This is a genomic window from Frigoribacterium sp. NBH87 (assembly GCF_014217665.1).
Taxonomy (GTDB): Bacteria; Actinomycetota; Actinomycetes; order Actinomycetales; family Microbacteriaceae; genus Frigoribacterium; species Frigoribacterium endophyticum.
In genome coordinates, this window is sequence record NZ_CP043650.1 from 2,396,913 (window position 1) to 2,419,031 (window position 22,119).

The window sequence follows — 22,119 nt, forward strand, 5'->3', positions numbered from 1 at the left end:
CGGATGACGATTCCCGACAACGGCACGGACGCCGCAGCGCTCGACCCCGCAGTGCTCGACCCCGCAGTGCTCGACCCCGCCGCGATCGAGCTCGCCGAGGTCGACCCCGACGACCCGAGGGCCGTCTGGTGCCTCGGGCAGTACCTCGCCGAGATCGACGCCCGCTTCGACGTCGGCTACGACCCCGCCGCGGCCGTGCCGACCACGGCGGCGTCGATGCGCCCGCCGAAGGGCCTCTTCGTGCTGGCGACGCGGAGCGGCGAGCCCGTCGGCTGCGGTGCCCTCAAGCTGCACGACGACGGCTCCGCCGAGGTGAAGCGGGTGTGGGTCTCGGCGACGGTGCGGGGAGCGGGGCTCGGCCGCCGCCTCCTGCGCGACCTCGAGCGCCGGGCCGGCGAGCGCGGCACCACGCTGCTGCGGCTCGACACGAACGCGACGCTGGTCGAGGCGATCCGCCTCTACCGCGCCGAGGGCTGGGTCGAGGTGCCGCCGTTCAACGACGAGCGCTACGCCGACCACTGGTTCGAGAAGCGCGTGGCACCCGCCGGGGCCTGAGCCGTCGGGTGAGGCCGGGCGTCAATCCGGGTCCGCTCAACCGGGGCCCGTCGCGTCGAGCCCGCCCGTGGAGCGCGCCCTCCGCTCCGACCGTCGCCAAGTGGCCGCGCCGACGACTGCCCAGGCCAGGCCGAGAGCGAGGGCGACCGCTACCCGACCCGCCGCCTCGAACGCGAGCCCGTCGTCGATCACCGAGCGTCCTGCTTCGAGAACGTGCGTCAGGGGCAGTGCCGAGGCGGCCGCGCCGACGACCGGCGGCATCGCGCCGACCGACACGACGACGCCGCAGAGCAGCGGGAGCGCATACTCCGCGACGGTGGCGGGTGCGAGTGAGTCACGGAGGCGCAGGCTCACGGACCCAAGGACGCAGCCGACGCCCAGCGACGCCGGGGCAGCGGTGACGACCACGAGCGCGAGCCCCCACCACACGGCGGGGTCGCTCGGTGGTCCGAACACCACAAGCGGCAGCGAGAGGCCGACCACCGCGGCCAGCGCGCCGACGCCTGCCACGACGACGACGCGTCCGAGACCGGTGACCACCCGAGCCCGTGAGGCGATGACGAGAAACACCAGCGTGCCCTCGTGCCGGTCGCGGGCCAGCACCTCTGCGACCGAGACGCTGGCGGCGATCGAGCCCGCCCCCACTGCGGCCGCCACCGCGTCGCCAAGGCCCACGGGGCGGAGGCCACCTCCGCTCGACACCGCGAGGTAGAACGCGGTCGTCAACACCGGGACGACGACGATCCGCACCACGGCAGTGCGCAGGGCATGCGCCTCGGGGAGGGTGCTCCAGCCGATGCGCGCTGCGGCGACGACGGCGCTCGCGATGCTCACGACAACGCCAGGGAGGCGTCGCGGCGGCTCCGACGGAGGGCGGCCCCCAGCAGCCCCAGGCCGAGTACCGACCATGCAGTCCTCACAAGGACTGACGTGGCTGCCCAGCCGAGGGCCGTGCCGGTGCTGCCGGCACCGGTCGCCAGGACTGCCCCCGTGAGCGGGTGGGCCAGCGCCACGGGAGTCGCCCACTCCGGGAGGACGGCCAGCGGCACGACGAGCCCGGTCAGCAGCCAGACCGGGGTGAGGACGAGCGGCTCGTAGACGGTTGCCGACCGTGTCGACACGAACAGTGCGGCGAGGAGGAGCGAGGAGGCGGCGCACCCGGCCACCCCCACGGCCAGCCCGATCGTGGAGGCCGCCGACACCGCGACGCGACCGGTCACGACAGTCTGGGCGACGATGCCGAGCGGCACACCCACCAGGCCGACGAGCGTGGCAGCCGAGCAGAGGCTCGAGAAGACGACCGAGAGTCGTCGTGTGCTCATCACGAGGTGCTCGAGGGTGCCCTGGTAGCGCTGGAACCCGATCATCCCCACGGCCGTGGTCGTCGTGGCCCAGACCCCGGCCAGCGCCGACGTCGTCCAGAGGTCAGCAGGAGGCATGGTGCCGGTCCCGCCCGTCGCCAGCGCCCGCAAGCAGAAGAACGAGAGCGGGGCGGCGACGGCCTGCTGGACGAAGAACGGGGTGCGGAGCAGGTGGCGGAGATGGAACCGGAGCTGTCGTGTCCAGGACGTCATGGCGTTGTCGGCCGGGCGGCCGAGGGACGAGAGGCCGGTGTCGGGGGAGGCCCGGCGGGGCGAGCGGTGCGGAGGAAGGCCAGGTACGTCTCCTCGAGCGTGGCGGGCCGCTCTACCCGTGACAGGACGTGGTGGTCGGACAAGGTCCGGTCGAGCAGCTCGTCGTCGGCACCGCGCGTCGACCAGATGACGTCGAGGGTCCACACGCCGCCGAGGTGACGGGAGGCGACGTCGACCACCGCGCCTCCGCGGGTCACCGTCCGGGCCGGGTCGCCCGGACCGGTCGCCGTGACGCTGGTCACGGGGCCTACCCCGGCTCCACGCCGGATCTCGTGCGCTGTGCCCTGCGCGAGGACCTGCCCGTCGGCGATGACGACGAGGCGGTCGCAGAGCATCTCGGCCTCGTGGAGGTAGTGGGTGGTGAGGAGCATGCCGCGGTGATCGTCGGCAAGCTCGAGGACGAGCTGCCGCAGGTCGTGAGCGCCCTCGGGGTCGAGGCCGATCGAGGGCTCGTCGAGGAGGACAAGAGAAGGGTTCGCGAGCAGTGCCCGTGCGATGTGGAGGCGCTGTCGCATGCCCCGGGAGAACGTCTCGACCCGGTCCCGACCCCGGCCCGCGAGGCCGACCCTGTCGAGCATCGCGGCGGACCGTCTCGAGCCGCGGGAGGAGACCCCCTGCAGCTCGCCGAAGAAGTCGAGGTTCTCGAGCGCGGTCGCCCTCAGGTAGAACCCGCGATCGCCCCCGAGCACCAGCCCGAGGTGCTCGCGAGCTCGGCGTGGACGGGCGACGGCGTCCACGCCGCAGACCCGTATGTCGCCCGCAGTCGGGCTCAGCAGCGTCGCCGCCATCTTGACGGTCGTCGTCTTGCCGGCGCCGTTGGGGCCCAACACGCCGACAACCTCGCCTCGGGCCACGTCGATCGAGAGGCCGTCAACGGCCGTGATCAGCCGGGGACCGCTCCGGAACGTGCGGCGCACGTCGCGCACGTACAGGGCGAGGTCGTCAGCAGGCACAGGGCTTGTCCTCTGACGTGCCGAGGAAGCCGGCCGGGTCGGAGGTCGCTCTCGCCAAGACTGCGGCGGCGGCCGTATCGGCACCGGTCTTGGCGAGACTCGCGGCGAGCATCTTTCTAGTGATGAGGAGGCGACTGGGGGTGCCTTGAGCTGCAGTCAGCTGTTCCGCTTCCTGCAGATGCGTCACCGCGTCCGCGGGGCGATCGGACCGGTACAGCAAGTAGCCCGTGAGACTCAGGACCTCAGAGAGGGATGGCTCGTGGTGTCGTCGCGTCCAGCGGAGTGTGTTGGTCATGCTTACGCTGGCTTGGGCCAGACACCCGCGCAGGGCGAGCAGTTGAGCCTGGTTGACCTCGACCTGGACCAGGTAGCGTCGGCGCTCATCGTCCCCCATCATCACGAGCCGGCCCTCTGAGAGATGAGCGTGAGCGAGGTCGAGACATCGGTCGGCGCCCTGGTCGTCGCCAGCCCTCGACAGGGCAAGGGCTTCGAGGTTCAGAGCGACTCCCTGCACGGCGGCGGCGTCGCCCGCAGACATCTGCCGGTCGCGGGCCAGTACGGATGCTGAGGCACGCAGGGAGTGGAGCTCAGCCAGGGCGAGTTCTGGACGGCCTCGCCGCTTCAGCGACCAGGCCGCACGCCTCACCCGAGACATGGAATGTCCGACTGCGCCCCCGTCGACTGCGGTGCTGGCCTCCTCGGAGCACCTTCCCGCCCGAGGGTCTCCTGCCGCAGACAGGGCTGTGGCGACGTAGGTCAGTAGACGATGACTGCGAGGTCTGCGCGTTGAGTCGACGAGGGCCCGACCGAGTTCGGCAGCCGCGTCCCATCGACCGGCGAACGAGATCATGCGGTCGAGAACGCCGGCCAAGTCAGCCTCGTCGACGTCACCTCGAGACCAAGGACCAACCAACAGATCGATCTGGACCTGTCTCTCGACGCGAGACGCATCGATATTAAGGCGACGACAGGCCGACGAGAAAAAACTCGATGGATCAGATGAACGTCGGAGTCCGAGGTCGCTCGCGTAGTTCGGGGCGCAGTGGGGCCTAGTGACGGGGGCGAGCCCGATCGACGCGATCTCTGCTCGAGCGCGAAGGGCGGGATGAGCTCGCACGGACTCTTCGACGATTCTCACGGCCAAGTCACGGAGGGGGTCGTTCTTGCAGATGTGGTTCATGTCGTCCTCACGGGGGAGGCGGGTGCAGGCAGGGCCTGCACCCGCCGGACTTTCAGTGGGCCCAGGGCAGCTGGCTGCTGCTGAACACGGTGCTGGTCTGTTCCAGCTCCTCAACGATCGTCTCGATGCTCACGTGGCTTCACCTCCCCCCTCCTGGCAGCGACGACCGACAATCGTCGGTACGTCGACATGTCGGAGATCGGTGCGGTACGTGGGTTGTTCATGAGGTGTCGCCGTGAGGCCCCTGCGACGAGAGCAGCCTGTCACGAGCTCGTCGTTCATCGCCTCCGTCGCGCGGCGGAGTGGATGGCGCTCGTGCCCTGATCAGCCCCCGAGGGCTGGGCGCTCACGCTCGATCCCGCCAAAACAGTCGAGGAGCGCGGCCACGCTGCCCAGCAGGCCCAGCGCCAGCGGTGCCGCGATGAGCAGCCCGGCCGGGACCGACTGGGCGAGGAACCCCAGGGCGACGAGCGCGCCGAGGGTCGCGCCGAGGCACACGAGCGTGACGATCGGGAGACGCCGTCGGGCGCGACCGCCCCGCCCCTCCGTCCCCACCATCAGCCCATCCTCGCCGATCGCGCAGATCGTGCCCAGCGCCCCCGCCTCCTAGGCTCGCCCCGTGACCTCGACCACCGCCTCCACCGGCCTCGACGCCGCGTCGCCGGTCGCCCTCGTGCTGCCCGGCGCCGGCTACACCGCGCAGGCGCCGGTGCTCGCCTGGTCCGTCGCGCTGCTCGCCGAGCGGGGCTGGCACGTGCAGGTCGTCTCGTGGACGATCGACGACGCCGCCGAGGGCGACCCGGAGGCGTTCGTCACGGCCGAGGCGCGCTCCGCGCTCGACGCAGCCCGCGCCTCCGGCGCCACCGGGCCCGCCCACGTCGTCGCCAAGTCGCTCGGCACCTGGTGCCTGCCGTGGGCGCTCCGGGAAGGGCTGCCGGGCGCGTGGCTCACCCCGCTGACGACCGAGCCGGCCGTGCGGGCCGCGCTCGACGCCGCCGGCCCCGAGCACCTGGCCGTCGGGGGCGACGTCGACGCGTGGTGGCGGCCGGAGGGCCTGGGCGCCTCCGGCCTCGAGCTCGTCACCGTGCCCGGCGCCGACCACGGACTCCGGCGCCCGGGCGACTGGCGTGCCTCGCTCGACCTCCAGCGCGGCGTCCTCGAGCGGGTCGACGCCTGGGCCGGCCGCTCCGCCTGACCCCCGGGCGCTGCTGGCACCCTCGCACCGAGGCCGCGGGCACGCACGGACCCCAGCCACAGACCCCGGGGCTACCGTTCACCGCATGACACGTCTCACCACCCCGTTCTCCGCCGCCACGACCGCCGCCGAGGTGGTCGACGGCGTCGACCTCACCGGCCGCCGCATCGTCGTCACGGGCGGCGCCTCGGGCCTCGGCCTCGAGACGGCGCGCGCCCTCGCCGGGGCCGGCGCCGAGGTGACCCTCGCCGTCCGACGCCCGGAGCAGGGCGAGGAGGCGGTGGCCGACATCCGCCGCAGCACCGGCAGCGAGACGGTGCGGCACGCCGTCCTCGACCTGCAGCGCCGCGACTCCCTCACCGCCTTCGCCGACGCCTGGCAGGGCCCGCTGCACGCCCTCGTGAACAACGCCGGCGTCATGGCCACGCCGGAGACCCGCACGCCCGAGGGCTGGGAGCTCCAGTTCTCGAACAACCACCTCGGCCACATGGCCCTGTCGCTCGCCCTCAAGTCGGCCCTCGTGGCCGGCGCGGACGACGCTGGTGCCCCGTCGCGCATCGTCTCGCTCAGCTCGACCGGCCACCACTACTCGCCCGTCGTCTTCGACGACGTGATGTTCGAGCGCCGCCCCTACGACCCGTGGTCGGCCTACGGCCAGTCGAAGACGGCCAACTCGCTCTTCGCGGTCGGCGTCACCCAGCGCTGGGCCGACGAGGGCGTGCTCGCCAACGCCGTGCACCCGGGCGGCATCATGACGGCCCTGCAGCGGCACATGCCCGAGCAGGAGATCCTCGACCGCGGCTGGCGCGACGCGGACGGCACCCCGAACCCGGCGTTCAAGACGCCGGAGCAGGGCGCCGCCACCTCGGTGCTGGTCGCCGCCTCGCCGCTCGTCGAGGGCGTCGGGGGCCGCTACTTCGAGGACGTCGAGGAGGCGCTGCCCTTCTCCGAGGACCGCCCGCGCGTCGGCGTCAAGGCGTACGCGCTCGACCCCGAGGCCGCCGACGTGCTCTGGCAGTACAGCGCCGGCCTGCTCGACTGAGCCCGCCCCGAACGGCAGGACGCCCCGTCACGACCAGGTCGTGACGGGGCGTCCTCGCGCTGAGCCGCCCGTAGGGGCGGCCTCAGCGGACGTCTGCGGAGCTCAGCTCCAGCGCTTCTTCGCCTTCTTGGCGGCGACCTTGCGGGCCTTGGCGACGTTCTTGCCGGCGCTCTTGCGGGCCTTCTTGACCTGCGGGTCGTTCCAGAACGAGCCGAAGTAGCTCGCGATCTCCTTGTAGCGGCCGTGGCCGGCCTTGGCTCCGAAGGTGTACGCGACGAAGGCGATGACGGCGATGAACAGGAAACGGAAACTCATGGGGTCCTCCCGAGTGGAACGATGTGCGATTCGTCCCGACGCTAGTCCCTGAGGCTGCGCATCGGCTCGCCCGGGAGCATGAGATCGCCGGGTGCGGCCAGCGGCGACGGCGTCGGGGCCGAGAGGAGTCGCCCCCACGTCGGCGGGGAGGCTCCGGTCAGCCCGTCGGGTGCAGGAAGTGGTCGATCGCGTCGTGCCGCGGCCACGCCGTGCCGCCGATCGGGAGGAGGCGCTGCTCGTCGGGCTGGGAGGCGGAGGCGAGCGCCTCGGTCATCGTCATCTGGTCCACGCCGCGACGCTACGTCGCGCGGCCCCGGGCGCTGCAGCCCCAGAGCGGGTGCGCCCAGACCGGGGGAGCCCCGCGCGGGGGACGGCGCGGCGGAGGCCGGTGCGACGGCGTCCGGGCCGCCGCCCGCTCGCTCGGCACCCCCACAGCGAGCTCGTCCCCGCGTGCAACGCCGCGGAAACACCCCCGCAACACCCCGTGGATACCGTCGAGCCATGGGAGACCTCTTCGACGGATACGCGGCCACGGCCGACCCGGGCGGCCGTCGCGGCGGGGGCCTGCGGGCCGCCGCCGGGGCCCTCGGGGTCGGTTCGGGCGCCCGCCAGGCCGCGGCCCGCCAGGCCGCGGCCCGGCAGGCCGCCGACCGCATGCCGCCCGCCCGCGCGTGGGACGAGATGTTCGAGCGCGACGGCACCCCGCGCCGGGCGTACCACGAGATCCACGCGACGCTCGAGGGCATGACGCAGGACGACCTGCGGCACCGCACCGCCGCGCTGGCCGACTCGTACCTCGCCCAGGGCGTCACCTTCGACTTCGCCGGCGAGGAGCGCCCCTTCCCCCTCGACGCCGTGCCGCGCGTGATCGAGCAGCCCGAGTGGGCCTCGGTCGAGAAGGGCGTCGCGCAGCGGGTGCGGGCGCTCGAGGCCTTCCTCTCCGACGTGTACGGCGCGCAGCGGGCCGTGGCCGACGGGGTCATCCCGGCGCGGCTGATCACCTCGTCGTCGCACTTCCACCGGCAGGCCGCGGGCATCGAGCCGTCGGGCGGCGCGCGCATCCAGGTCAGCGGCATCGACCTGGTGCGCGACGAGGCCGGCGCGTGGCGCGTCCTCGAGGACAACGTGCGGGTGCCGTCCGGCGTCAGCTACGTGATCTCGAACCGGCGGGTGATGGCACAGACCCTGCCCGAGCTCTTCGTCTCGATGCGGGTGCGACCGGTGGGCGACTACCCCAACCGCCTCCTCGCGGCCCTGAAGAAGAGCGCACCGTCGGGCGTCGACGAGCCGACGGTGGTCGTGCTGACCCCCGGCGTCTTCAACAGCGCCTACTACGAGCACACGCTGCTGGCCCGGCTGATGGGCGTCGAGCTCGTCGAGGGCCGCGACCTCTACTGCTCCGGCGGCCGCGTGTTCATGCGCACCACCGGCGGCCCCGAGCGGGTCGACGTCATCTACCGCCGGGTCGACGACGAGTTCCTCGACCCGCTGCAGTTCCGCGCCGACTCGGTGCTCGGCTCACCGGGCCTGCTGATGGCGGCGCGCCTCGGCACCGTGACCATCGCGAACGCCGTGGGCAACGGCGTCGCCGACGACAAGCTCGTCTACACGTACCTGCCCGAGCTGATCCGCTACTACCTGGGCGAGGAGGCGCTGCTGCCGAACGTCGACACGTGGCGGCTGGAGGACCCGGGCGCCCTCGAGGAGGTGCTCGACCGCCTCGACGAGCTCGTCGTGAAGCCGGTCGACGGCTCGGGCGGCAAGGGCCTCGTCGTCGGCCCGGCCGCGAGCCGCCGCGAGCTCGACGAGCTGCGCACCCGTCTGCAGCGCGACCCCCGCGGCTGGATCGCGCAGCCGGTCGTGCAGCTGAGCACCATCCCGACCCTCGTCGACGAGGGGCTGCGGCCCCGGCACGCCGACCTGCGGCCCTTCGCGGTGCACGACGGCGACGACGTCTGGGTGCTGCCCGGCGGGCTCACCCGGGTCGCGCTGCCCGAGGGGCAGCTCGTCGTCAACAGCAGCCAGGGCGGCGGCTCGAAGGACACCTGGATCGTCGGCGGCGACGTCAACGCCTGGGCCGGCCACGACGTCAGCGCCCTCATCGCCGAGCAGACGACGCCCACGGCCGCGATCCCGATCGTGACCGCCGCGGAGGCGGGCGCCCCGGCGGTCGCCGACCACAGCCCCGACCACGCTCCGCAGGACGACCCCCGCAACGACCAGCAGGCCCAGCAGCAGCAGGAGCACGTCCAGCAGCAACAGCAGCAGCGACGACCGCAACGACAGAACGACGACCGCGCCACCACCGAGAGGGAATCATGCTGAGCCGCATCGCCGAGAGCCTCTTCTGGATCGGTCGGTACATCGAACGCTCCGACGGCACCGCGCGCATCCTCGACGTGCACCTGCAGCTGCTGCTCGAGGACCCGTGGATCGAGGAGGACGCCGCCTGCCGCAGCCTCCTCGCGGTGATGGGCAGCGAGGCCCCCGCCGACGTGTCGCTGACCCGCGCCGACGTGCTCGCGATGCTCGCCGTCGACCGGCACAACCCCGCCTCGATCGCCTACTCGCTCGGCGCCGCCCGCGAGAACGCGCGACGGGCCCGCGAGATCGTCTCGACCGAGCTGTGGGAGTCGCTGAACACCACGAGGGCGCGCATGCCCCGCAAGGTGGCCGGCGACAAGGTGCACGAGTTCTTCGGCTGGGTGCGGGAGCGCAGCGCCCTCGCCGTCGGCATCATCGAGAGCGCCACGAGCCGCGACGAGGTCTGGCACTTCTTCACCCTCGGCCGGTCGATCGAGCGGGCCGACATGACCGCCCGCCTGCTCGCGACGCGCACGCTCACCGAGGCGTCCGGCCCGTCGTGGACGACCATCCTCCGCTCCTGCGGCGCCTACGAGGCCTACCTGCGCACCTACCGGGGCGTGCCGAGCGCCCGCAACGCGGCGGAGTTCCTGCTGCTCGACCGCCTCTTCCCGCGCAGCGTCCTGTTCGCGGTGAGCCGCGCCGAGATGTGCCTCCGCGAGGTCGAGCCGACGAACCACCGGGTGGCGGCCTCCGACAGCGGGGTGCGCATCCTCGGCCAGATGCGCAGCGAGCTCGAGTACCGGCCCATCGGCGAGATCCTCGACGACCTGCCCGGCCACATGGACAGCGTGCAGGCGGCGACGAGCGCGGCCTCCGAGGCGATCCGCCAGCGGTACTTCCCGACCAGCGCGGCACCGACCTGGGTCGGCGGCCGCGCGTGAGCCGCCTGCGCATCCGGCACCTGACCGGGTTCTCGTACGCCGGGGAGGCGGTGGCCAGCTACAACGAGGCCCGCATGCTGCCGGCGCACACCGAGGGGCAGTACGTGCTCTCGTCGCACCTGCGCATCGAGCCCGTCGCGGCCTCGCACGAGTACGTCGACTACTGGGGCACCCGCGTCTCGTCGTTCGAGGTGCTGCTGCCGCACCGGCAGCTGTCGCTGACCGCGACGTCGCTCGTCGAGGTCAGGCCCGTCGCGCACCCCGACACGAGCATGGGCTGGGACGACCTCGCGCGCGTCGCGGGCGCCACCGCCCCGTTCGTCGAGCACCTCGAGCAGACGCCGCTGACGACGCCGCCCGACGACCTCGTCGCGCTCGCGGCCGAGGCGCGGGGCTCGGCGGCGCCCTGCGAGGCGGCCCTCGCGATCTGCCGGGCCGTGGGAGGCGCGGTGTCGTACCTGCCCGGCGTCACCAACGTGAAGACCACCGCCGCCGAGAGCTGGGCCGCCCGGGCCGGCGTCTGCCAGGACATCGCCCACGTGACGATCGGGGCCCTCCGCTCGGCGGGCATCCCGGCCCGCTACGTCAGCGGCTACCTGCACCCGAAGCCCTCGGCCGAGCTGCGCGAGACGATCGTGGGCGAGTCGCACGCCTGGGTCGAGTACTTCTGCGGCACCTGGCACGGCTACGACCCGACGAACCTCATCGACATCGGCGAGCGGCACGTGGTCGTCGGCCAGGGCCGCGACTACCGCGACGTGCCGCCGCTGCGCGGCGTCTACGCGGGGTCGGGGGCGTCGTCGCTCTTCGTCACGGTGGAGATCACGCGCGAGGCGTGAGCGGACGGGCGCCCGTCAGCACCGCTCGGACACGTAGCCGGGGTCGTCGGGCCCCACGAGGTCGCGATCGCGGAGGACGGTGCTCGCCGGCGTCGTCGCCCGGCCGCAGGTGCCGGCGAACGTGTCGCGCAGCTCGTCGGGGTACTCGACCGCGAGCACCCGGTCGCCGTACACCTCGGTGAACGCGGGGCACTCGTCGTAGGCGTCGCACTCCTCGACGACCGCGAAGTCGAAGCCGACCTCGTCCCGGCCCCGCGACTCCAGCTCGGCCGTGTTCTTCTGTGCGGCGGCGAGCCCGACGGCGTGCGCCCGGTCGACGAGCAGCGTCGCGTAGGCGACGGCGTCGTCGAGGCCGAAGGCGCCCTCCGAGCGGCTGTACGAGTCGAGGTTGTCGAACTCGACGGCGTCGTAGCCGTCGTCGGCGCAGCCCTCGATCGTGGCCGTCATGCGCGCCGCGACCGTGGCCCTCGTCTCGGGGCGGGCGAGGTCGAACAGGTGCTCGTCGGGCCACCCGGGGTCGACGAGCAGCTCGCCGGAGGCGCGGTGCACCAGGAGCTCGTCCGGCCAGTCCACGCCCGGCTGAGTCTGGAACCCGTTCACGTAGCAGACCCCGTAGGCGCCGGCGGCGGGCTCGGCCGTGCTGTCGCGCACGACGACGTCGGTGCCGGCCGAGGGGTCGTAGGCGGCACCGAGCTGGTAGTCGAAGGTCGCTCCGGGAGGAGGCGCCTGCGGCGCGCTCGCCGCGCACCCGGCGACGGCCGTGGCGACGACGGCGGAGGCGAGCAGCAGCAGCGCGGCGCGGACCGCGCGGTGACGGCGGGGGCGCGGCGAGGTGGGCACCCCGGGAGCCTAGACGCCCGGGTCGGCCTCGGGGAGGCGGGCGAGCGGCGGCGGGACGGGGGAGCCGACGCGCGACGGGTCAGTCGTGCTGCGGAGTCGCCGGCGCAGGCGGCTGATCCACTCCGGAGTGGATGAGCGTTCCTGGCGGGTCGCCCGCCGGGGCGGCTGCCGGTGCGGCGCGCCCGGTCGTCGCCCCGACCGCCGAGGCCACCCGCGGAGGCGTGGACCTCGGGCGTCGGCCGAACGTCGACCCGTCCGGGCTGTCGGCGAGCACGCGGTCCGCGAGGGCGACGAGCAGCACGACGAGCCCGCCGACCACGACGGCCGCCGCGAGCAGCGCCAGGGCCACCCCGACGTAGTCGCCGCCGGCCAGCGGGGTGACGACGGAGGTGCCCGCGGCGCCCGTGCCGTCGACCGCACCGGGCGTCGCGGCCGCGCCGGCACCGGCCGTCGCCGCGGCCGACGGCACCGCGGCGACCGGGGTCGCGGCGGCCCCGGCGCCCGTCGTCGTGAGGGGAGTCAGCGCCGTGGCGACGCCGCCGGCCTCGGCTCCGGAGCCGGCCGTGCGGTCGAGGCGAGCGAGCACGACGAGGCCCAGCGCGCCTCCCACGGTCGTGGTGGCGATCGCCACGACGCCGCTGACCGTCGCTCTGCCCATGGCCGGCCCTCCGCCGCCGAGTCGCTCGGCTCGTCGGTCGACGACCCGGTTGCTCGTGCCGGGGAGCGTACGCCCCACAGCGACCGCGCGGCGGCCCGGCCGGTCGCTACGTCGTCTGGCGGACAGCGGCCTCGTCGGCCGCCATCGCCTCGGCGGTCTCCTCGCGCTGTTCGCGGAGTCCGTCGCCGTCGTGCTCGACCCGGAAGCGCGGGTGCAGCACCGACCCGCCGCGGCGCAGCCGCAGGTGCTGGCGGCGGATCAGCCACGCCAGCGCGAGGCCGCCCGCCACGTAGCCGGCGCTCGCGCCGACGCCGATGGCCCAGCGCGGGCCGAGGGTGTCGGCGACCCAGCCGACGATCGGGGCGCCGAGCGGGGTGCCTCCCGTGAAGATCGCCATGTAGAGGGCCATCACGCGACCGCGCATCTCCGGGGCCGCCGACAGCTGCACTGAGCCGTTCGCTGTCGTCATCAGCGTGATCGACGAGAGGCCCACGGTGACGAGCACGGCGGCGAAGCTCCAGTACGTCGGCATCAGCGCCGCGACCGTGCAGGTCACGCCGAAGGCGAAGGCCGCGAGCACGAGCACGCGCATCCGCGGCCGCTCGCGCCGGGCCGACAGCAGGGCGCCCGCCAGCGAGCCGACCGCGATGCACGACGACAGCAGGCCGAAGCCGCTGGCGTCGACGCCGAACTCGACGCTCGCCATCGTCGAGGTGAAGATCGGGAAGTTGAGGCCGAAGGTGCCGATCACGAAGATCACGGCGAAGATCACCAGGAGGTCGGGGCGGCCGCGCACGTAGCGGAACCCCTCCCTGATCTGGCCCTTCGCCCGCGACACCCGGGGCTTCGCCTCGAGCTGCGACACCCGGATGAAGCGCAGCGACACCAGCACCGCCGCGAACGACGCCGCGTTGATCAGGAACACCCAGCCCGTGCCCACCCCCGCGATCAGAACGCCGGCGACGGCGGGGCCGAGGAGGCGCGCGGCGTTGAACGAGGCCGAGTTCAGCGAGACGGCGTTGGCCAGGTGCCCCGGCGGGACGAGCTCGGAGACGAAGCTCTGGCGGATGGGCGCGTCGATCGCGTTCGCCGTGCCGAGCAGCAGCGCGAAGACCCAGACCATCCAGAGCTGGGCGACGTCGGTCAGCACGAGGAGGCCGAGCGCGAGCCCGAGCAGCCCCATCGTCGCCTGCGTCAGCATCAGCATGCGCCGCCGGTCGAAGCGGTCGGCGATGAGCCCCGTGACCGGCACGAGGAGGATCGGCGGCGCGAACTGCAGCGCCATCGTGATGCCCACGGCCGTCGCGTCGTGGTCGGTGAGGTGCGTGAGCACGAGCCAGTCCTGGGCGGTCGACTGCATCCAGGTGCCGGTGTTCGAGACGAGCGCCCCGGCCGACCAGAGCCGGTAGTTGTAGAGCCGCAGCGAGCGGAACATGGCGCTCACGAGAGGGTCAGCTTCCGCAGGATCTCGGTCGCGTCGGCCAGCGTGCGGCGCTCGTCGGGGGTGAGGGCGGCGAGCCGGGGCGCGAGCCAGGCGTCGCGGCGGCGGCGCGTCTCGACCACGAACGCGGACCCCGCCGGCGTCGTCTCGAGCACGACGCGGCGACGGTCGGCCTCGTCGACCCGGCGCGCCAGCAGGCCGGCCTCGACGAGCTTGCCGACGGTGCGGTTCATCGACGGCGGCGTGACGCCCTCGTGCTCGGTGAGGGCGCCGATGGTCAGCGGCTGCGACTGGTAGACCCAGCCGAGCGCCGCCATCTGGGCGTCGCTCACGTCGGCCTCGGCCTTCTGCTGACGGAGGCGCCGCGCCAGCCTCAGCACCGACCCGCGCACCGTCGTGGCCAGCTGGGCGTGCGGCAGCGCACGGAGCGGGGCAGCGGCGGAGGGGGGAGCGGGGGAGGCGGGGGTCACGTCGGTCATCGCCCTCCAGTATGAGCAGTTAGCTCGGCTAAGTAAACATCTTGGGGAGATCGACGACACCTGTTGAGGAAAGGTCGATGCAGGCGTATCGTCGTGGACGGCTCGACGACGAGCCCCACGACGATGCCCCGAGGGGCACCAGGACGCCGGCGTGACAGCGCCGCAGAAGGAAGAAGGACCACCATGGCCAGGTTCACCGACAAGACCGCGATCGTCACCGGCGGAGGCAGCGGCATCGGCGCCGAGATCTCGCGGGCGCTCGCCGCCGAGGGCGCCTCCGTCGTCGTCACCGACATCAAGCTCGACGCCGCGCAGTCGGTCGTCGACGAGATCGTCGCCGCGGGCGGCGCCGCGACCGCCTTCGAGCAGAACACGGCCGTCGCCGAGCAGTCCGACGCCGCCGTCGAGTTCGCGAAGACGACGTACGGCGCCCTGCACCTCGCCGTGAACAACGCCGGCATCGGGGCCGCCCCGGCCGACATCGGCGAGTACGACGTCGCCGCCTGGGACCGCGTGCGCGGCGTCGACCTCGACGGCGTCTTCTACGGCCTCCGCTACCAGCTGCCCGCCATCGTCGAGGCCGGCGGCGGGGCCGTCGTCAACATGAGCTCGGTGCTCGGCACGGTCGGCCTGGCCCAGAACGCGGCCTACGTCGCCAGCAAGCACGCCCTGGTCGGCCTGACCAAGGTCGCGGCGCTCGAGTACACCGCCCGCGGCGTCCGCACGAACGCGGTCGGCCCCGGCTTCATCGACACGCCCCTCGTGCGCGCGTCGCTCTCCGGCGAGGCGCTCACCGCGCTCGAGCAGCAGCACGCCGCCGGCCGCCTCGGCACCGACGCCGAGGTCGCCGCGCTAGTGCTGTTCCTCCTCAGCCCGGAGGCGTCGTTCATCTCCGGCAGCTACCACCTCGTCGACGGCGGCTACTCGGCGCACTGACCCGCGCCTCCCCGAGGGCTCGGGCTCGCTGGCCGGTGCGGCGGGCTCGCTGCGCGGTGCGGCGGGTCCGTGTCCTCGTGGGCGGGTGGGCGCCTGCCCGCCCAGGAGGACGGCGACCCGCCGAACCTCGAGGTGCGGCCACCCGCGATGACACCGACCCGCCGGCCGTGGCAGACCGTGCGACGCCGGCCCCGCCGCCGCTTCAGCGCCGGTTCAGCGCTCGCCCGCCAGACTGGGCGCGTGGGCAGGGCGCCCGCGGGGAGGGAGCCGGCCGTGCGCGTGCTCGTCGTCGAGGACCAGGCGACCCTGGCCGAGGGCCTGCGGGTCGGGCTCGAGGCCGAGGGCATGGCCGTCGACGTGGCCGGCACCGGCATCGACGCCCTCTGGCGCACCCGCGAGGGCAGCTACGACGTGGTCGTGCTCGACATCATGCTGCCCGGCATGAGCGGCTACGCCGTCTGCCGCGCCATGCGCGAGGGCGGCGACTGGACCCCCGTCATCATGCTCACGGCGAAGGACGGCGAGTGGGACCAGGTCGAGGCCCTCGACACCGGCGCCGACGACTACCTCACCAAGCCGTTCTCGTTCGCCGTGCTGCTCGCCCGGCTGCGCGCCCTCGTGCGGCGCGGTGCCCGCGAGCGGCCCGTCGTGCTCGAGGCCGGCGACCTGCGGCTCGACCCCGCGGCCCGCACCGTGCACCGCGGCGACGCGGTCGTCGACCTGACGAGCCGCGAGTTCGCCGTGCTCGAGTTCCTGATGCGACGGGCCGGCAGCGTCGTCACGAAGCGCGAGGTGCTCGACGGCGTCTGGAACGACGACTTCGAGGGCGACCCCAACATCGTCGAGGTGTACGTGCGGCACCTGCGCAACAAGGTCGACCGCCCCTTCGGGCGGGAGGCGATCGTCACGCTCCGCGGGGCCGGGTACCGGTTGGAGTCGCGGGGTGGCTGAGCACGCCCCTCCCGTCGGGCGCCGTGGTCGCCGTGGCTCGCTGCGACTCCGCACCACCGCGGCCGCCGTGCTCGCCGTCGCCGTCACCCTCGGCCTCTTCACCCTCGTCTTCGCGGTCGTGCAGCGCGCCGTGCTCGACGACGCCCCGCGCTCGGCGGCCGAGGCGGACGTCTCGCGCGTGGCCTCGGCGCTCGAGGCCGGGCAGACGCCCGCCGTCGCGGTGGCCGGCGACGCGGACGGCACGCTGGTCGTCGTGCTCGACTCCGCCGGCGCTGTGCTCGCGGCCGGCGGCGAGGACGACCTCGTCACCGAGGCGACCCGCCTCTCGACCGTGCCGTCGGGCGGCCGGGCACGGCTCGACGGCGAGGCCTTCGTCGTCGAGCGCGACACCGCCGACGTCGCCGGCGGCGCGAGCGACGGGGCGTCGTCGGGTGGCGAGCCGTCCGCGTCGGCGTCGCGCGACGACGACGACGATGACGACGACTCGTCCGGCCGCGGGGGCCGGGGCGCCGACGACGACGCGGCCGGCGCGGCCGACGACGACGCGGCCGACACGGCTGAGCTCACCGTCGTGGCCGCGCGCTCCCTCGACGAGGCGCAGGCCGCCTCCGCGGCGAGCCTGGTGACGCTCGGCGTCGCCGTGCCCGTGGCGCTGGTCGTGCTCGGCGTGACGACCTGGTTCGTCGTCGGCCGGGCCCTGCGCCCGGTCGAGGCCATGCGCCGCGAGGTCGACGAGGTCACCGCCACGCGCCTCGACCGACGGCTCCGCGACCCCGGCGGGCGCGACGAGATCGCCCGCCTGGCCCGCACCCTGAACGGCATGCTCGACCGGCTCGACGCCTCCGCCCGCGCGCAGCGGCGCTTCGTCGGCGACGCGTCCCACGAGCTCAAGACGCCCCTGGCGACCATCCGGCAGCACGCGGAGGTCGCGCTGCTCCACCCCGGCAGCATCGACGGGCAGGCCCTCGCCGGCACCGTGCTCGGCGAGGAGGCGCGCCTCACGGCCCTGGTGCAGGGCCTGCTGGTGCTGGCCCGCGCCGACGAGGGGCAGCTCGGCGTGGCCCGACGGCCCGTCGACCTCGACGACCTCGTGGTGGCGGAGGCGTCGCGGCTCCGCGCCTCCCCGCCGATCCGCGCCTCCTCTCCGATCCGCGTCGACGCCACCGGCGTCGGGCCCGCCCGTGTCGTCGGCGACGAGCCGCTGCTCGGGCAGGTCGTGCGCAACCTCGTCGCCAACGCCGCACGGCACGCCACCTCGACCGTCGCGCTCGCCCTCGTCGAGCGCGACGGCCGGGCGGTGCTGACCGTCGACGACGACGGCGCCGGGGTGCCCGTCGCCGACCGCGGGCGGGTGTTCGAGCGCTTCGTCCGCCTCGACGAGGCCCGCGACCGCGACGCCGGGGGCAGCGGCCTCGGGCTCGCCATCGTGGCCGAGATCGTCCGTGTGCACGGGGGAGCGGTGCGCGTCGACGACTCTCCGCTCGGCGGCGCGCGCTTCGTGGTCGACCTCCCCGCCGGCTGACGCCGCTCCTGCCGCCGGCTGACGCCGAGCCTCCCGTCGAGTGGTCACGATCTGCGCGTCGCCGGGCGCCAGAGCAGCAGATCGTGACCACTCGGCGCGCGGCCGCGCCGGCTGAAGGTCCCTTCAGGTCGCTTCAGGGGTGCTTCAGCGCCCGGTCGGCACAGTGGGGTCATCGCCGAGGGGCCCGCCCCGCACCGGCACTGACCACCCCCACGACCACCGGCCGCACAGCGGCTCGACGAACGGAGACACCGTCATGAAGAACACCAAGAAGACCCTGCTGATCGCCGGCGGAGTGGCGGCCGTGCTCGTGCTCGGCGGCGGCGGCGTCGCCCTGGCGACCGGCCTCGACGACGACCGGCTGTCGGCCCAGACCACCGACCGTGCCCGGGAGGCGGCGCTCGCCGAGACCGGTGGCGGCACCGTCACCGAGGTCGACACGATCGGCGACGGCCTGCCCGGCTACGAGGTCGAGGTCTCGCTGCCCGGCGGCGGCGAGACGCACGTGTACCTCGACGACGACTACGCCGTGACGTCGACCCGCACGGGCGACGACCGCGGGGGCGACCGGGGCGACCGGGGAGGCCGCGACGACGACGACCGCGACGGCGCCTCCGGCAGCGCGACCGACGACTCCGCCGGCGGCTCGGGCGACGCCACGACCGGCACCGGCACCGACGACGACACCGTCACCGGTGCCGACTACGACCAGGCCTCCGCCGCAGCGCTCAGCGCGGCCGGCGGCGGCACCGTCACCGACGTCGACCGCAGCGACGACGGCGGCGTGGCGTACGAGGTCGACGTCCGGCTCGACGACGGCACCGAGGTCGACGTCGACCTCGACGCCGCGTTCGGCGTCGTCCGCACCGACGTCGACGCGCCGCGCAGCTGACCCTGACGCCGCGCAGGAGGCGCGGGGCGGCCCTCGGGAGCCGGCCCGCGCCTCCTCGCGTCCGCCCCGCCGCACCGTGACCGCCCCCGGTCGGTGCCAAGATGACCGCATGCCCACCTTCTCCGCCGCCCGGGGCGACTTCGAGTTCGTCGACGCGCACGGCGTCACCGTCCACTACTACGTGTGGCGGGCGGCCGACCCCCGAGGGGCGGTGCAGATCATGCACGGCGTGGGCGAGCACGCGCTCCGCTACGAGGAGGTCGCGCAGCACCTCGTCCGCGCCGGCTGGACGGTCTACGCCGACGACCACCTCGGCCACGGCGCCACCGGTCTCGGCCAGCACGGCGGCGACCACACGAAGCTCGGGCGCCTCGGCCCCTCGGGCGTGCGGGGAGCGGCGGAGGCGGTGGTCCAGCTGACGGGGATCATCCGCTCCGAGGCCCCCGGCCTCCCCGTCGTCGCGCTCGGCCACTCGTGGGGGTCGCTGATGCTCCAGGCGATCGTCGACCGGAAGGCCTCGCTCTACGACGCCGTCGTGCTCACCGGCACCGCCTACCGCGTGCCCGGCAGCATGAACGGCGGCGACCTCAACGCGCGCCACGCCCACCTCGGCAGCACCGGCTTCGAGTGGCTGAGCCGCGACCCCGCGGTCGCCGAGGCGATGGCGGCCGACCCCCTCGTCGTCGACGCGAAGGTGATGCAGCTCTTCGGCTGGCGCGACACGCTGCGCCTGCTGGGCCGCCCGTCGAAGCACCTCGAGCACGACGTGCCGCTGCTGATCATGGTCGGCGACGACGACCCGCTCGGCGGGGAGGAGAGCGCGCGCAGGCTCGCCGACGCCTACGTGAACCGGAGCGGCCTCACCGACGTCGAGCTCGTCGTCTACCAGGGCGCACGGCACGAGATCTTCCGCGAGACGAACCGCGACGAGGTGCTCGACGACCTGACCCGTTGGCTGGACGCCCGCGTGCCCCGCTGACCCGCGCCTCCCCGGGGGCTGCTGCCCGCCGACGCCCCCCGCCCGCCCCGCCCGTCCCGGCCGGCAGGCATAGGCTGCTCGCATGCACGGTGAGTACAAGGTCCCTGGCGGCAAGCTCGTGGTGGTCGACCTGGAGGTGCGCGACGGGCGCATCGCCGAGTTCCGCCTCGCGGGCGACTTCTTCCTCGAGCCCGACACGGCGCTCGACGCCATCGACCGCTCGATCACGGGCCTGCCCGTCGAGTCCGACGCCGCGACGATCGCCGCGGCCGTCCGCGCCGGGCTGCCCGACGACGCCGTCCTGCTCGGCTTCACGCCCGAGGCCGTCGCCGTGGCGATCCGTCGCAGCCTGTCGAAGGCCAGCGACTGGCGTGACCACGAGTGGCAGATCATCCACGACGCCCCCGTGTCGCCGAACATGCACCTCGCCCTCGACCAGGTGCTCACCGAGGAGGTCGGCGCCGGCCGTCGCGGCCCCACCCTGCGCTTCTGGGAGTGGGAGCAACCGGCCGTCGTCATCGGCAGCTTCCAGTCGCTCCGCAACGAGGTCGACCTCGACGCGGCCGAGGAGCACGGCTTCGAGGTCGTCCGCCGCATCAGCGGCGGCGGCGCCATGTTCATGGACGCCCAGTCGATCGTCACGTACTCGCTCTACGCCCCCGGCGAGCTCGTGCAGGGCATGAGCTTCGCCGACAGCTACGCCTACCTCGACGAGTGGGTCATCACGGCGCTGAAGTCGCTCGGCATCGACGCGTTCTACCAGCCGCTGAACGACATCACGAGCGCGAAGGGCAAGATCGGCGGGGCCGCCCAGAAGCGCCTCGGCAACGGCGCGCTGCTGCACCACGCGACCATGTCGTACGACATGGACGGCGAGAAGATGGTCAAGGTGCTCCGCATCGGCCGCGAGAAGATGAGCGACAAGGGCACCACGAGCGCCGCCAAGCGCGTCGACCCGCTCCGCAGCCAGACCGGCCTGCCCCGCGCCGAGATCATCGAGCGCATGAAGCAGACCTTCACGGGCCTCTACGGCGCCACGACCGGCCACGTCACCGAGGCCGAGCTCGAGGCCGCCGAGCAGCTCGTGACGACGAAGTTCGCCACGCCCGAGTGGCTCCGCCGGGTCCCGTGACGTGAGCCCTGCGGGCGTGCCCTGCGGGCACAGCTCCGAGAGCTGGGGGGAGTCGCGGGTCGGCGACCGGGGTCAGCGGGCCAGCAGCTCCTGGTAGTCGACGTGCTCGTCGACCCAGTCGGCGACGAACGGGCAGAGCGGCACGACGCGCAGCGAGGTCTCGGCGCGCACGTCGTCGAGGGCGCCCTGCACGAGCTGCGCGCCGAGGCCGGCCGAGCGACGGCTCGGCTCGATCTCGGTGTGGGTGAAGCGGATCTCGTCGCCGACGACGTCGTAGGCGGCGAAGCCGACGGTCTCGCCGTCCTCGACGAGGGCGTACTGGGACTGCTGGGGGCGGTTCTCGACGGTGATGCTCATCCGGCGACCCTACGCCCGGTGAACTGGCCGCTGCCCGGCACGACAGAATGGTGACCATGCCCGTCGACTGGACCCGTGACTCCCCGAGCCTCGTGGTCCACGGCGACAACCTCGACGCGACCCGTCAGCTGCCCGACGGCGCCTTCACGGTTGTCTACCTCGACCCGCCGTTCAACACCGGGCGGCCCCAGCAGCGGCGCTCGACGACCTCGATCCGCAGCGTGGAGGGGTCGGTCACCGCCGTGACCGGTTTCAAGGGGCGGGGCTACGAGCGGATCCGCGGCGACCTGATGCGCTACGACGACCACTTCGACGACTACTGGTCGTTCCTCGAGCCGCGCCTCGCCGAGGCCTGGCGCCTGCTCGCCCGCGACGGCACGCTCTACCTGCACCTCGACTACCGCGAGGCCCACTACGCGAAGGTGCTGCTCGACGCGCTCTTCGGCCGCGAGTCGTTCCTCAACGAGATCATCTGGGCCTACGACTACGGCGCCAAGAGCCGCAACCGCTGGCCGACGAAGCACGACACGATCCTCGTCTACGTGAAGGACGCCTCGGCGTACCACTTCGACTCCGAGACGGTCGACCGGGAGCCCTACATGGCGCCCGGTCTCGTCACCCCCGAGAAGGTCGCCCGGGGCAAGCTGCCGACCGACGTCTGGTGGCACACGATCGTGTCGCCGACCGGCCGCGAGAAGACCGGCTACCCCACGCAGAAGCCCGAGGGCGTGCTGCGACGGATCGTCCAGGCGTCGTCGCGCGAGGGCGACTGGGTGCTCGACTTCTTCGCCGGCAGCGGCACGACGGGTGCCGTGGCCGACGCCCTGGGGCGCCGCTACGTGCTCGTCGACAGCAACGAGGAGGCGGTGGCCGTCATGCGTCGACGGCTCCCGTCGGCGGAGTTCGTCGTCGCGGAGCCGCCGGCCACCGAGCCGGGCTCCGAGGCGGCCACGGCGAGCTGAGCGGCGCGG

General features: G+C 73.8%; 25 protein-coding genes. 13 read left to right on the plus strand and 12 right to left on the minus strand.

Annotated features, from left to right (window positions below; all coding sequences use genetic code 11):
• Nucleotides 1-3 precede the first annotated feature (3 nt).
• Nucleotides 4-555, plus strand: a complete 552-nt coding sequence (locus tag F1C15_RS11150) for a GNAT family N-acetyltransferase (RefSeq protein WP_185231186.1) — start codon at nucleotides 4-6, stop codon at nucleotides 553-555.
• 36 nt (nucleotides 556-591) lie between these two features.
• On the opposite strand, the gene F1C15_RS11155 is transcribed toward F1C15_RS11150, so the two are convergent.
• The 5 genes from F1C15_RS11155 to F1C15_RS11175 all read right to left on the minus strand — a co-directional run bounded on the left by F1C15_RS11155 (nucleotide 592) and on the right by F1C15_RS11175 (nucleotide 4,880).
• The gene (locus F1C15_RS11155) at nucleotides 592-1,389 is read right to left on the minus strand and encodes an ABC transporter permease (protein WP_185231188.1); all 798 of its coding nucleotides are present in this window, start codon (nucleotides 1,387-1,389) and stop codon (nucleotides 592-594) included.
• Nucleotides 1,386-2,129 carry an ABC transporter permease gene (locus F1C15_RS11160; RefSeq protein ID WP_185231190.1) on the minus strand — a complete coding sequence of 248 codons (744 nt, stop codon included), beginning with the start codon at nucleotides 2,127-2,129 and terminating at the stop codon, nucleotides 1,386-1,388. Before F1C15_RS11160 ends, F1C15_RS11155 begins: the two co-directional genes overlap by 4 nt.
• Entirely contained in the window at nucleotides 2,126-3,142 is a 1,017-nt protein-coding gene (locus F1C15_RS11165) for an ABC transporter ATP-binding protein (protein ID WP_185231192.1), read from the minus strand. Before F1C15_RS11165 ends, F1C15_RS11160 begins: the two co-directional genes overlap by 4 nt.
• A complete protein-coding gene (locus tag F1C15_RS11170) occupies nucleotides 3,132-3,680 on the minus strand; it encodes a hypothetical protein (RefSeq protein WP_185231194.1) in 549 nt (182 codons plus the stop codon). The genes F1C15_RS11165 and F1C15_RS11170 overlap by 11 nt, the downstream gene beginning before the upstream one ends.
• A 966-nt stretch (nucleotides 3,681-4,646) precedes the next feature.
• Complete coding sequence (locus tag F1C15_RS11175) at nucleotides 4,647-4,880, minus strand: hypothetical protein (protein WP_185231196.1); 234 nt, start codon at nucleotides 4,878-4,880, stop codon at nucleotides 4,647-4,649.
• A gap of 61 nt (nucleotides 4,881-4,941) precedes the next feature.
• On the opposite strand from F1C15_RS11175, the gene F1C15_RS11180 reads away from it, so the two are divergent.
• Complete coding sequence (locus tag F1C15_RS11180; RefSeq protein ID WP_185231198.1) at nucleotides 4,942-5,517, plus strand: hypothetical protein; 576 nt, start codon at nucleotides 4,942-4,944, stop codon at nucleotides 5,515-5,517.
• A gap of 85 nt (nucleotides 5,518-5,602) precedes the next feature.
• Entirely contained in the window at nucleotides 5,603-6,559 is a 957-nt protein-coding gene (locus F1C15_RS11185; protein WP_185231208.1) for an SDR family NAD(P)-dependent oxidoreductase, read from the plus strand.
• Between the two features lie 102 nt (nucleotides 6,560-6,661).
• On the opposite strand, the gene F1C15_RS11190 is transcribed toward F1C15_RS11185, so the two are convergent.
• Nucleotides 6,662-6,874 (minus strand): hypothetical protein, encoded by a 213-nt coding sequence (locus F1C15_RS11190; protein WP_056052024.1) that lies wholly within the window; start codon nucleotides 6,872-6,874, stop codon nucleotides 6,662-6,664.
• Between the two features lie 157 nt (nucleotides 6,875-7,031).
• Nucleotides 7,032-7,163 (minus strand): hypothetical protein, encoded by a 132-nt coding sequence (locus F1C15_RS16205; protein ID WP_255354126.1) that lies wholly within the window; start codon nucleotides 7,161-7,163, stop codon nucleotides 7,032-7,034.
• Between the two features lie 212 nt (nucleotides 7,164-7,375).
• On the opposite strand from F1C15_RS16205, the gene F1C15_RS11195 reads away from it, so the two are divergent.
• From F1C15_RS11195 to F1C15_RS11205, 3 genes are read left to right on the plus strand one after another with little or no spacing between them, the layout of a single operon-like run.
• Nucleotides 7,376-9,199, plus strand: coding sequence for a circularly permuted type 2 ATP-grasp protein (locus F1C15_RS11195; RefSeq protein ID WP_370543589.1), 1,824 nt, complete (start codon nucleotides 7,376-7,378; stop codon nucleotides 9,197-9,199).
• Complete coding sequence (locus F1C15_RS11200) at nucleotides 9,193-10,122, plus strand: alpha-E domain-containing protein (RefSeq protein ID WP_167257887.1); 930 nt, start codon at nucleotides 9,193-9,195, stop codon at nucleotides 10,120-10,122. The genes F1C15_RS11195 and F1C15_RS11200 overlap by 7 nt, the downstream gene beginning before the upstream one ends.
• Nucleotides 10,119-10,961 (plus strand): transglutaminase family protein, encoded by an 843-nt coding sequence (locus tag F1C15_RS11205; RefSeq protein WP_056052028.1) that lies wholly within the window; start codon nucleotides 10,119-10,121, stop codon nucleotides 10,959-10,961. Before F1C15_RS11200 ends, F1C15_RS11205 begins: the two co-directional genes overlap by 4 nt.
• Nucleotides 10,962-10,976: 15 nt before the next feature.
• Here F1C15_RS11205 and F1C15_RS11210 read toward each other — a convergent pair whose 3' ends face one another.
• The 4 genes from F1C15_RS11210 to F1C15_RS11225 all read right to left on the minus strand — a co-directional run bounded on the left by F1C15_RS11210 (nucleotide 10,977) and on the right by F1C15_RS11225 (nucleotide 14,379).
• A complete protein-coding gene (locus F1C15_RS11210) occupies nucleotides 10,977-11,801 on the minus strand; it encodes an endo alpha-1,4 polygalactosaminidase (protein ID WP_185231210.1) in 825 nt (274 codons plus the stop codon).
• A 79-nt stretch (nucleotides 11,802-11,880) separates the two neighbouring features.
• Complete coding sequence (locus tag F1C15_RS11215) at nucleotides 11,881-12,459, minus strand: hypothetical protein (RefSeq protein ID WP_185231212.1); 579 nt, start codon at nucleotides 12,457-12,459, stop codon at nucleotides 11,881-11,883.
• 106 nt (nucleotides 12,460-12,565) lie between these two features.
• Nucleotides 12,566-13,903 (minus strand): MFS transporter, encoded by a 1,338-nt coding sequence (locus F1C15_RS11220; RefSeq protein WP_185231214.1) that lies wholly within the window; start codon nucleotides 13,901-13,903, stop codon nucleotides 12,566-12,568.
• The gene (locus tag F1C15_RS11225; RefSeq protein WP_082514130.1) at nucleotides 13,900-14,379 is read right to left on the minus strand and encodes a MarR family winged helix-turn-helix transcriptional regulator; all 480 of its coding nucleotides are present in this window, start codon (nucleotides 14,377-14,379) and stop codon (nucleotides 13,900-13,902) included. The genes F1C15_RS11220 and F1C15_RS11225 overlap by 4 nt, the downstream gene beginning before the upstream one ends.
• A gap of 183 nt (nucleotides 14,380-14,562) precedes the next feature.
• On the opposite strand from F1C15_RS11225, the gene F1C15_RS11230 reads away from it, so the two are divergent.
• The 6 genes from F1C15_RS11230 to F1C15_RS11255 all read left to right on the plus strand — a co-directional run bounded on the left by F1C15_RS11230 (nucleotide 14,563) and on the right by F1C15_RS11255 (nucleotide 20,791).
• Nucleotides 14,563-15,315 carry an SDR family NAD(P)-dependent oxidoreductase gene (locus F1C15_RS11230; protein WP_056052035.1) on the plus strand — a complete coding sequence of 251 codons (753 nt, stop codon included), beginning with the start codon at nucleotides 14,563-14,565 and terminating at the stop codon, nucleotides 15,313-15,315.
• A gap of 273 nt (nucleotides 15,316-15,588) precedes the next feature.
• Nucleotides 15,589-16,266 (plus strand): response regulator transcription factor, encoded by a 678-nt coding sequence (locus F1C15_RS11235; RefSeq protein WP_185234291.1) that lies wholly within the window; start codon nucleotides 15,589-15,591, stop codon nucleotides 16,264-16,266.
• A complete protein-coding gene (locus F1C15_RS11240) occupies nucleotides 16,259-17,788 on the plus strand; it encodes a HAMP domain-containing sensor histidine kinase (protein ID WP_255465195.1) in 1,530 nt (509 codons plus the stop codon). The genes F1C15_RS11235 and F1C15_RS11240 overlap by 8 nt, the downstream gene beginning before the upstream one ends.
• Before the next feature lie 256 nt (nucleotides 17,789-18,044).
• A complete protein-coding gene (locus tag F1C15_RS11245) occupies nucleotides 18,045-18,680 on the plus strand; it encodes a PepSY domain-containing protein (RefSeq protein ID WP_185231216.1) in 636 nt (211 codons plus the stop codon).
• Nucleotides 18,681-18,789: 109 nt separating this feature from the next.
• The gene (locus tag F1C15_RS11250) at nucleotides 18,790-19,659 is read left to right on the plus strand and encodes an alpha/beta hydrolase (protein ID WP_185231218.1); all 870 of its coding nucleotides are present in this window, start codon (nucleotides 18,790-18,792) and stop codon (nucleotides 19,657-19,659) included.
• A gap of 82 nt (nucleotides 19,660-19,741) precedes the next feature.
• Complete coding sequence (locus F1C15_RS11255) at nucleotides 19,742-20,791, plus strand: biotin/lipoate A/B protein ligase family protein (protein ID WP_056052046.1); 1,050 nt, start codon at nucleotides 19,742-19,744, stop codon at nucleotides 20,789-20,791.
• A 72-nt stretch (nucleotides 20,792-20,863) separates the two neighbouring features.
• Here F1C15_RS11255 and F1C15_RS11260 read toward each other — a convergent pair whose 3' ends face one another.
• Nucleotides 20,864-21,148 carry a GNAT family N-acetyltransferase gene (locus F1C15_RS11260; RefSeq protein ID WP_056052050.1) on the minus strand — a complete coding sequence of 95 codons (285 nt, stop codon included), beginning with the start codon at nucleotides 21,146-21,148 and terminating at the stop codon, nucleotides 20,864-20,866.
• 47 nt (nucleotides 21,149-21,195) lie between these two features.
• Between F1C15_RS11260 and F1C15_RS11265 the strand changes: the two genes are divergently transcribed.
• Nucleotides 21,196-22,110 carry a site-specific DNA-methyltransferase gene (locus F1C15_RS11265; protein ID WP_370543590.1) on the plus strand — a complete coding sequence of 305 codons (915 nt, stop codon included), beginning with the start codon at nucleotides 21,196-21,198 and terminating at the stop codon, nucleotides 22,108-22,110.
• Nucleotides 22,111-22,119: the final 9 nt, after the last annotated feature.

Bases quoted from the DNA above. Each gene is read 5' to 3' on its own strand.
- F1C15_RS11150 (WP_185231186.1), top strand. From the start codon at position 4: ATGACGATTCCCGACAACGGCACGGACGCCGCAGCGCTCGACCCCGCA.
- F1C15_RS11160 (WP_185231190.1), bottom strand. From the start codon at position 2,129: ATGACGTCCTGGACACGACAGCTCCGGTTCCATCTCCGCCACCTGCTC.
- F1C15_RS11170 (WP_185231194.1), bottom strand. From the start codon at position 3,680: ATGTCTGCGGGCGACGCCGCCGCCGTGCAGGGAGTCGCTCTGAACCTC.
- F1C15_RS11175 (WP_185231196.1), bottom strand. From the start codon at position 4,880: ATGGTGGGGACGGAGGGGCGGGGCGGTCGCGCCCGACGGCGTCTCCCG.
- F1C15_RS11185 (WP_185231208.1), top strand. From the start codon at position 5,603: ATGACACGTCTCACCACCCCGTTCTCCGCCGCCACGACCGCCGCCGAG.
- F1C15_RS11190 (WP_056052024.1), bottom strand. From the start codon at position 6,874: ATGAGTTTCCGTTTCCTGTTCATCGCCGTCATCGCCTTCGTCGCGTAC.
- F1C15_RS11195 (WP_370543589.1), top strand. From the start codon at position 7,376: ATGGGAGACCTCTTCGACGGATACGCGGCCACGGCCGACCCGGGCGGC.
- F1C15_RS11200 (WP_167257887.1), top strand. From the start codon at position 9,193: ATGCTGAGCCGCATCGCCGAGAGCCTCTTCTGGATCGGTCGGTACATC.
- F1C15_RS11215 (WP_185231212.1), bottom strand. From the start codon at position 12,459: ATGGGCAGAGCGACGGTCAGCGGCGTCGTGGCGATCGCCACCACGACC.
- F1C15_RS11225 (WP_082514130.1), bottom strand. From the start codon at position 14,379: ATGACCGACGTGACCCCCGCCTCCCCCGCTCCCCCCTCCGCCGCTGCC.
- F1C15_RS11230 (WP_056052035.1), top strand. From the start codon at position 14,563: ATGGCCAGGTTCACCGACAAGACCGCGATCGTCACCGGCGGAGGCAGC.
- F1C15_RS11245 (WP_185231216.1), top strand. From the start codon at position 18,045: ATGAAGAACACCAAGAAGACCCTGCTGATCGCCGGCGGAGTGGCGGCC.
- F1C15_RS11250 (WP_185231218.1), top strand. From the start codon at position 18,790: ATGCCCACCTTCTCCGCCGCCCGGGGCGACTTCGAGTTCGTCGACGCG.
- F1C15_RS11255 (WP_056052046.1), top strand. From the start codon at position 19,742: ATGCACGGTGAGTACAAGGTCCCTGGCGGCAAGCTCGTGGTGGTCGAC.
- F1C15_RS11260 (WP_056052050.1), bottom strand. From the start codon at position 21,148: ATGAGCATCACCGTCGAGAACCGCCCCCAGCAGTCCCAGTACGCCCTC.
- F1C15_RS11265 (WP_370543590.1), top strand. From the start codon at position 21,196: ATGGTGACCATGCCCGTCGACTGGACCCGTGACTCCCCGAGCCTCGTG.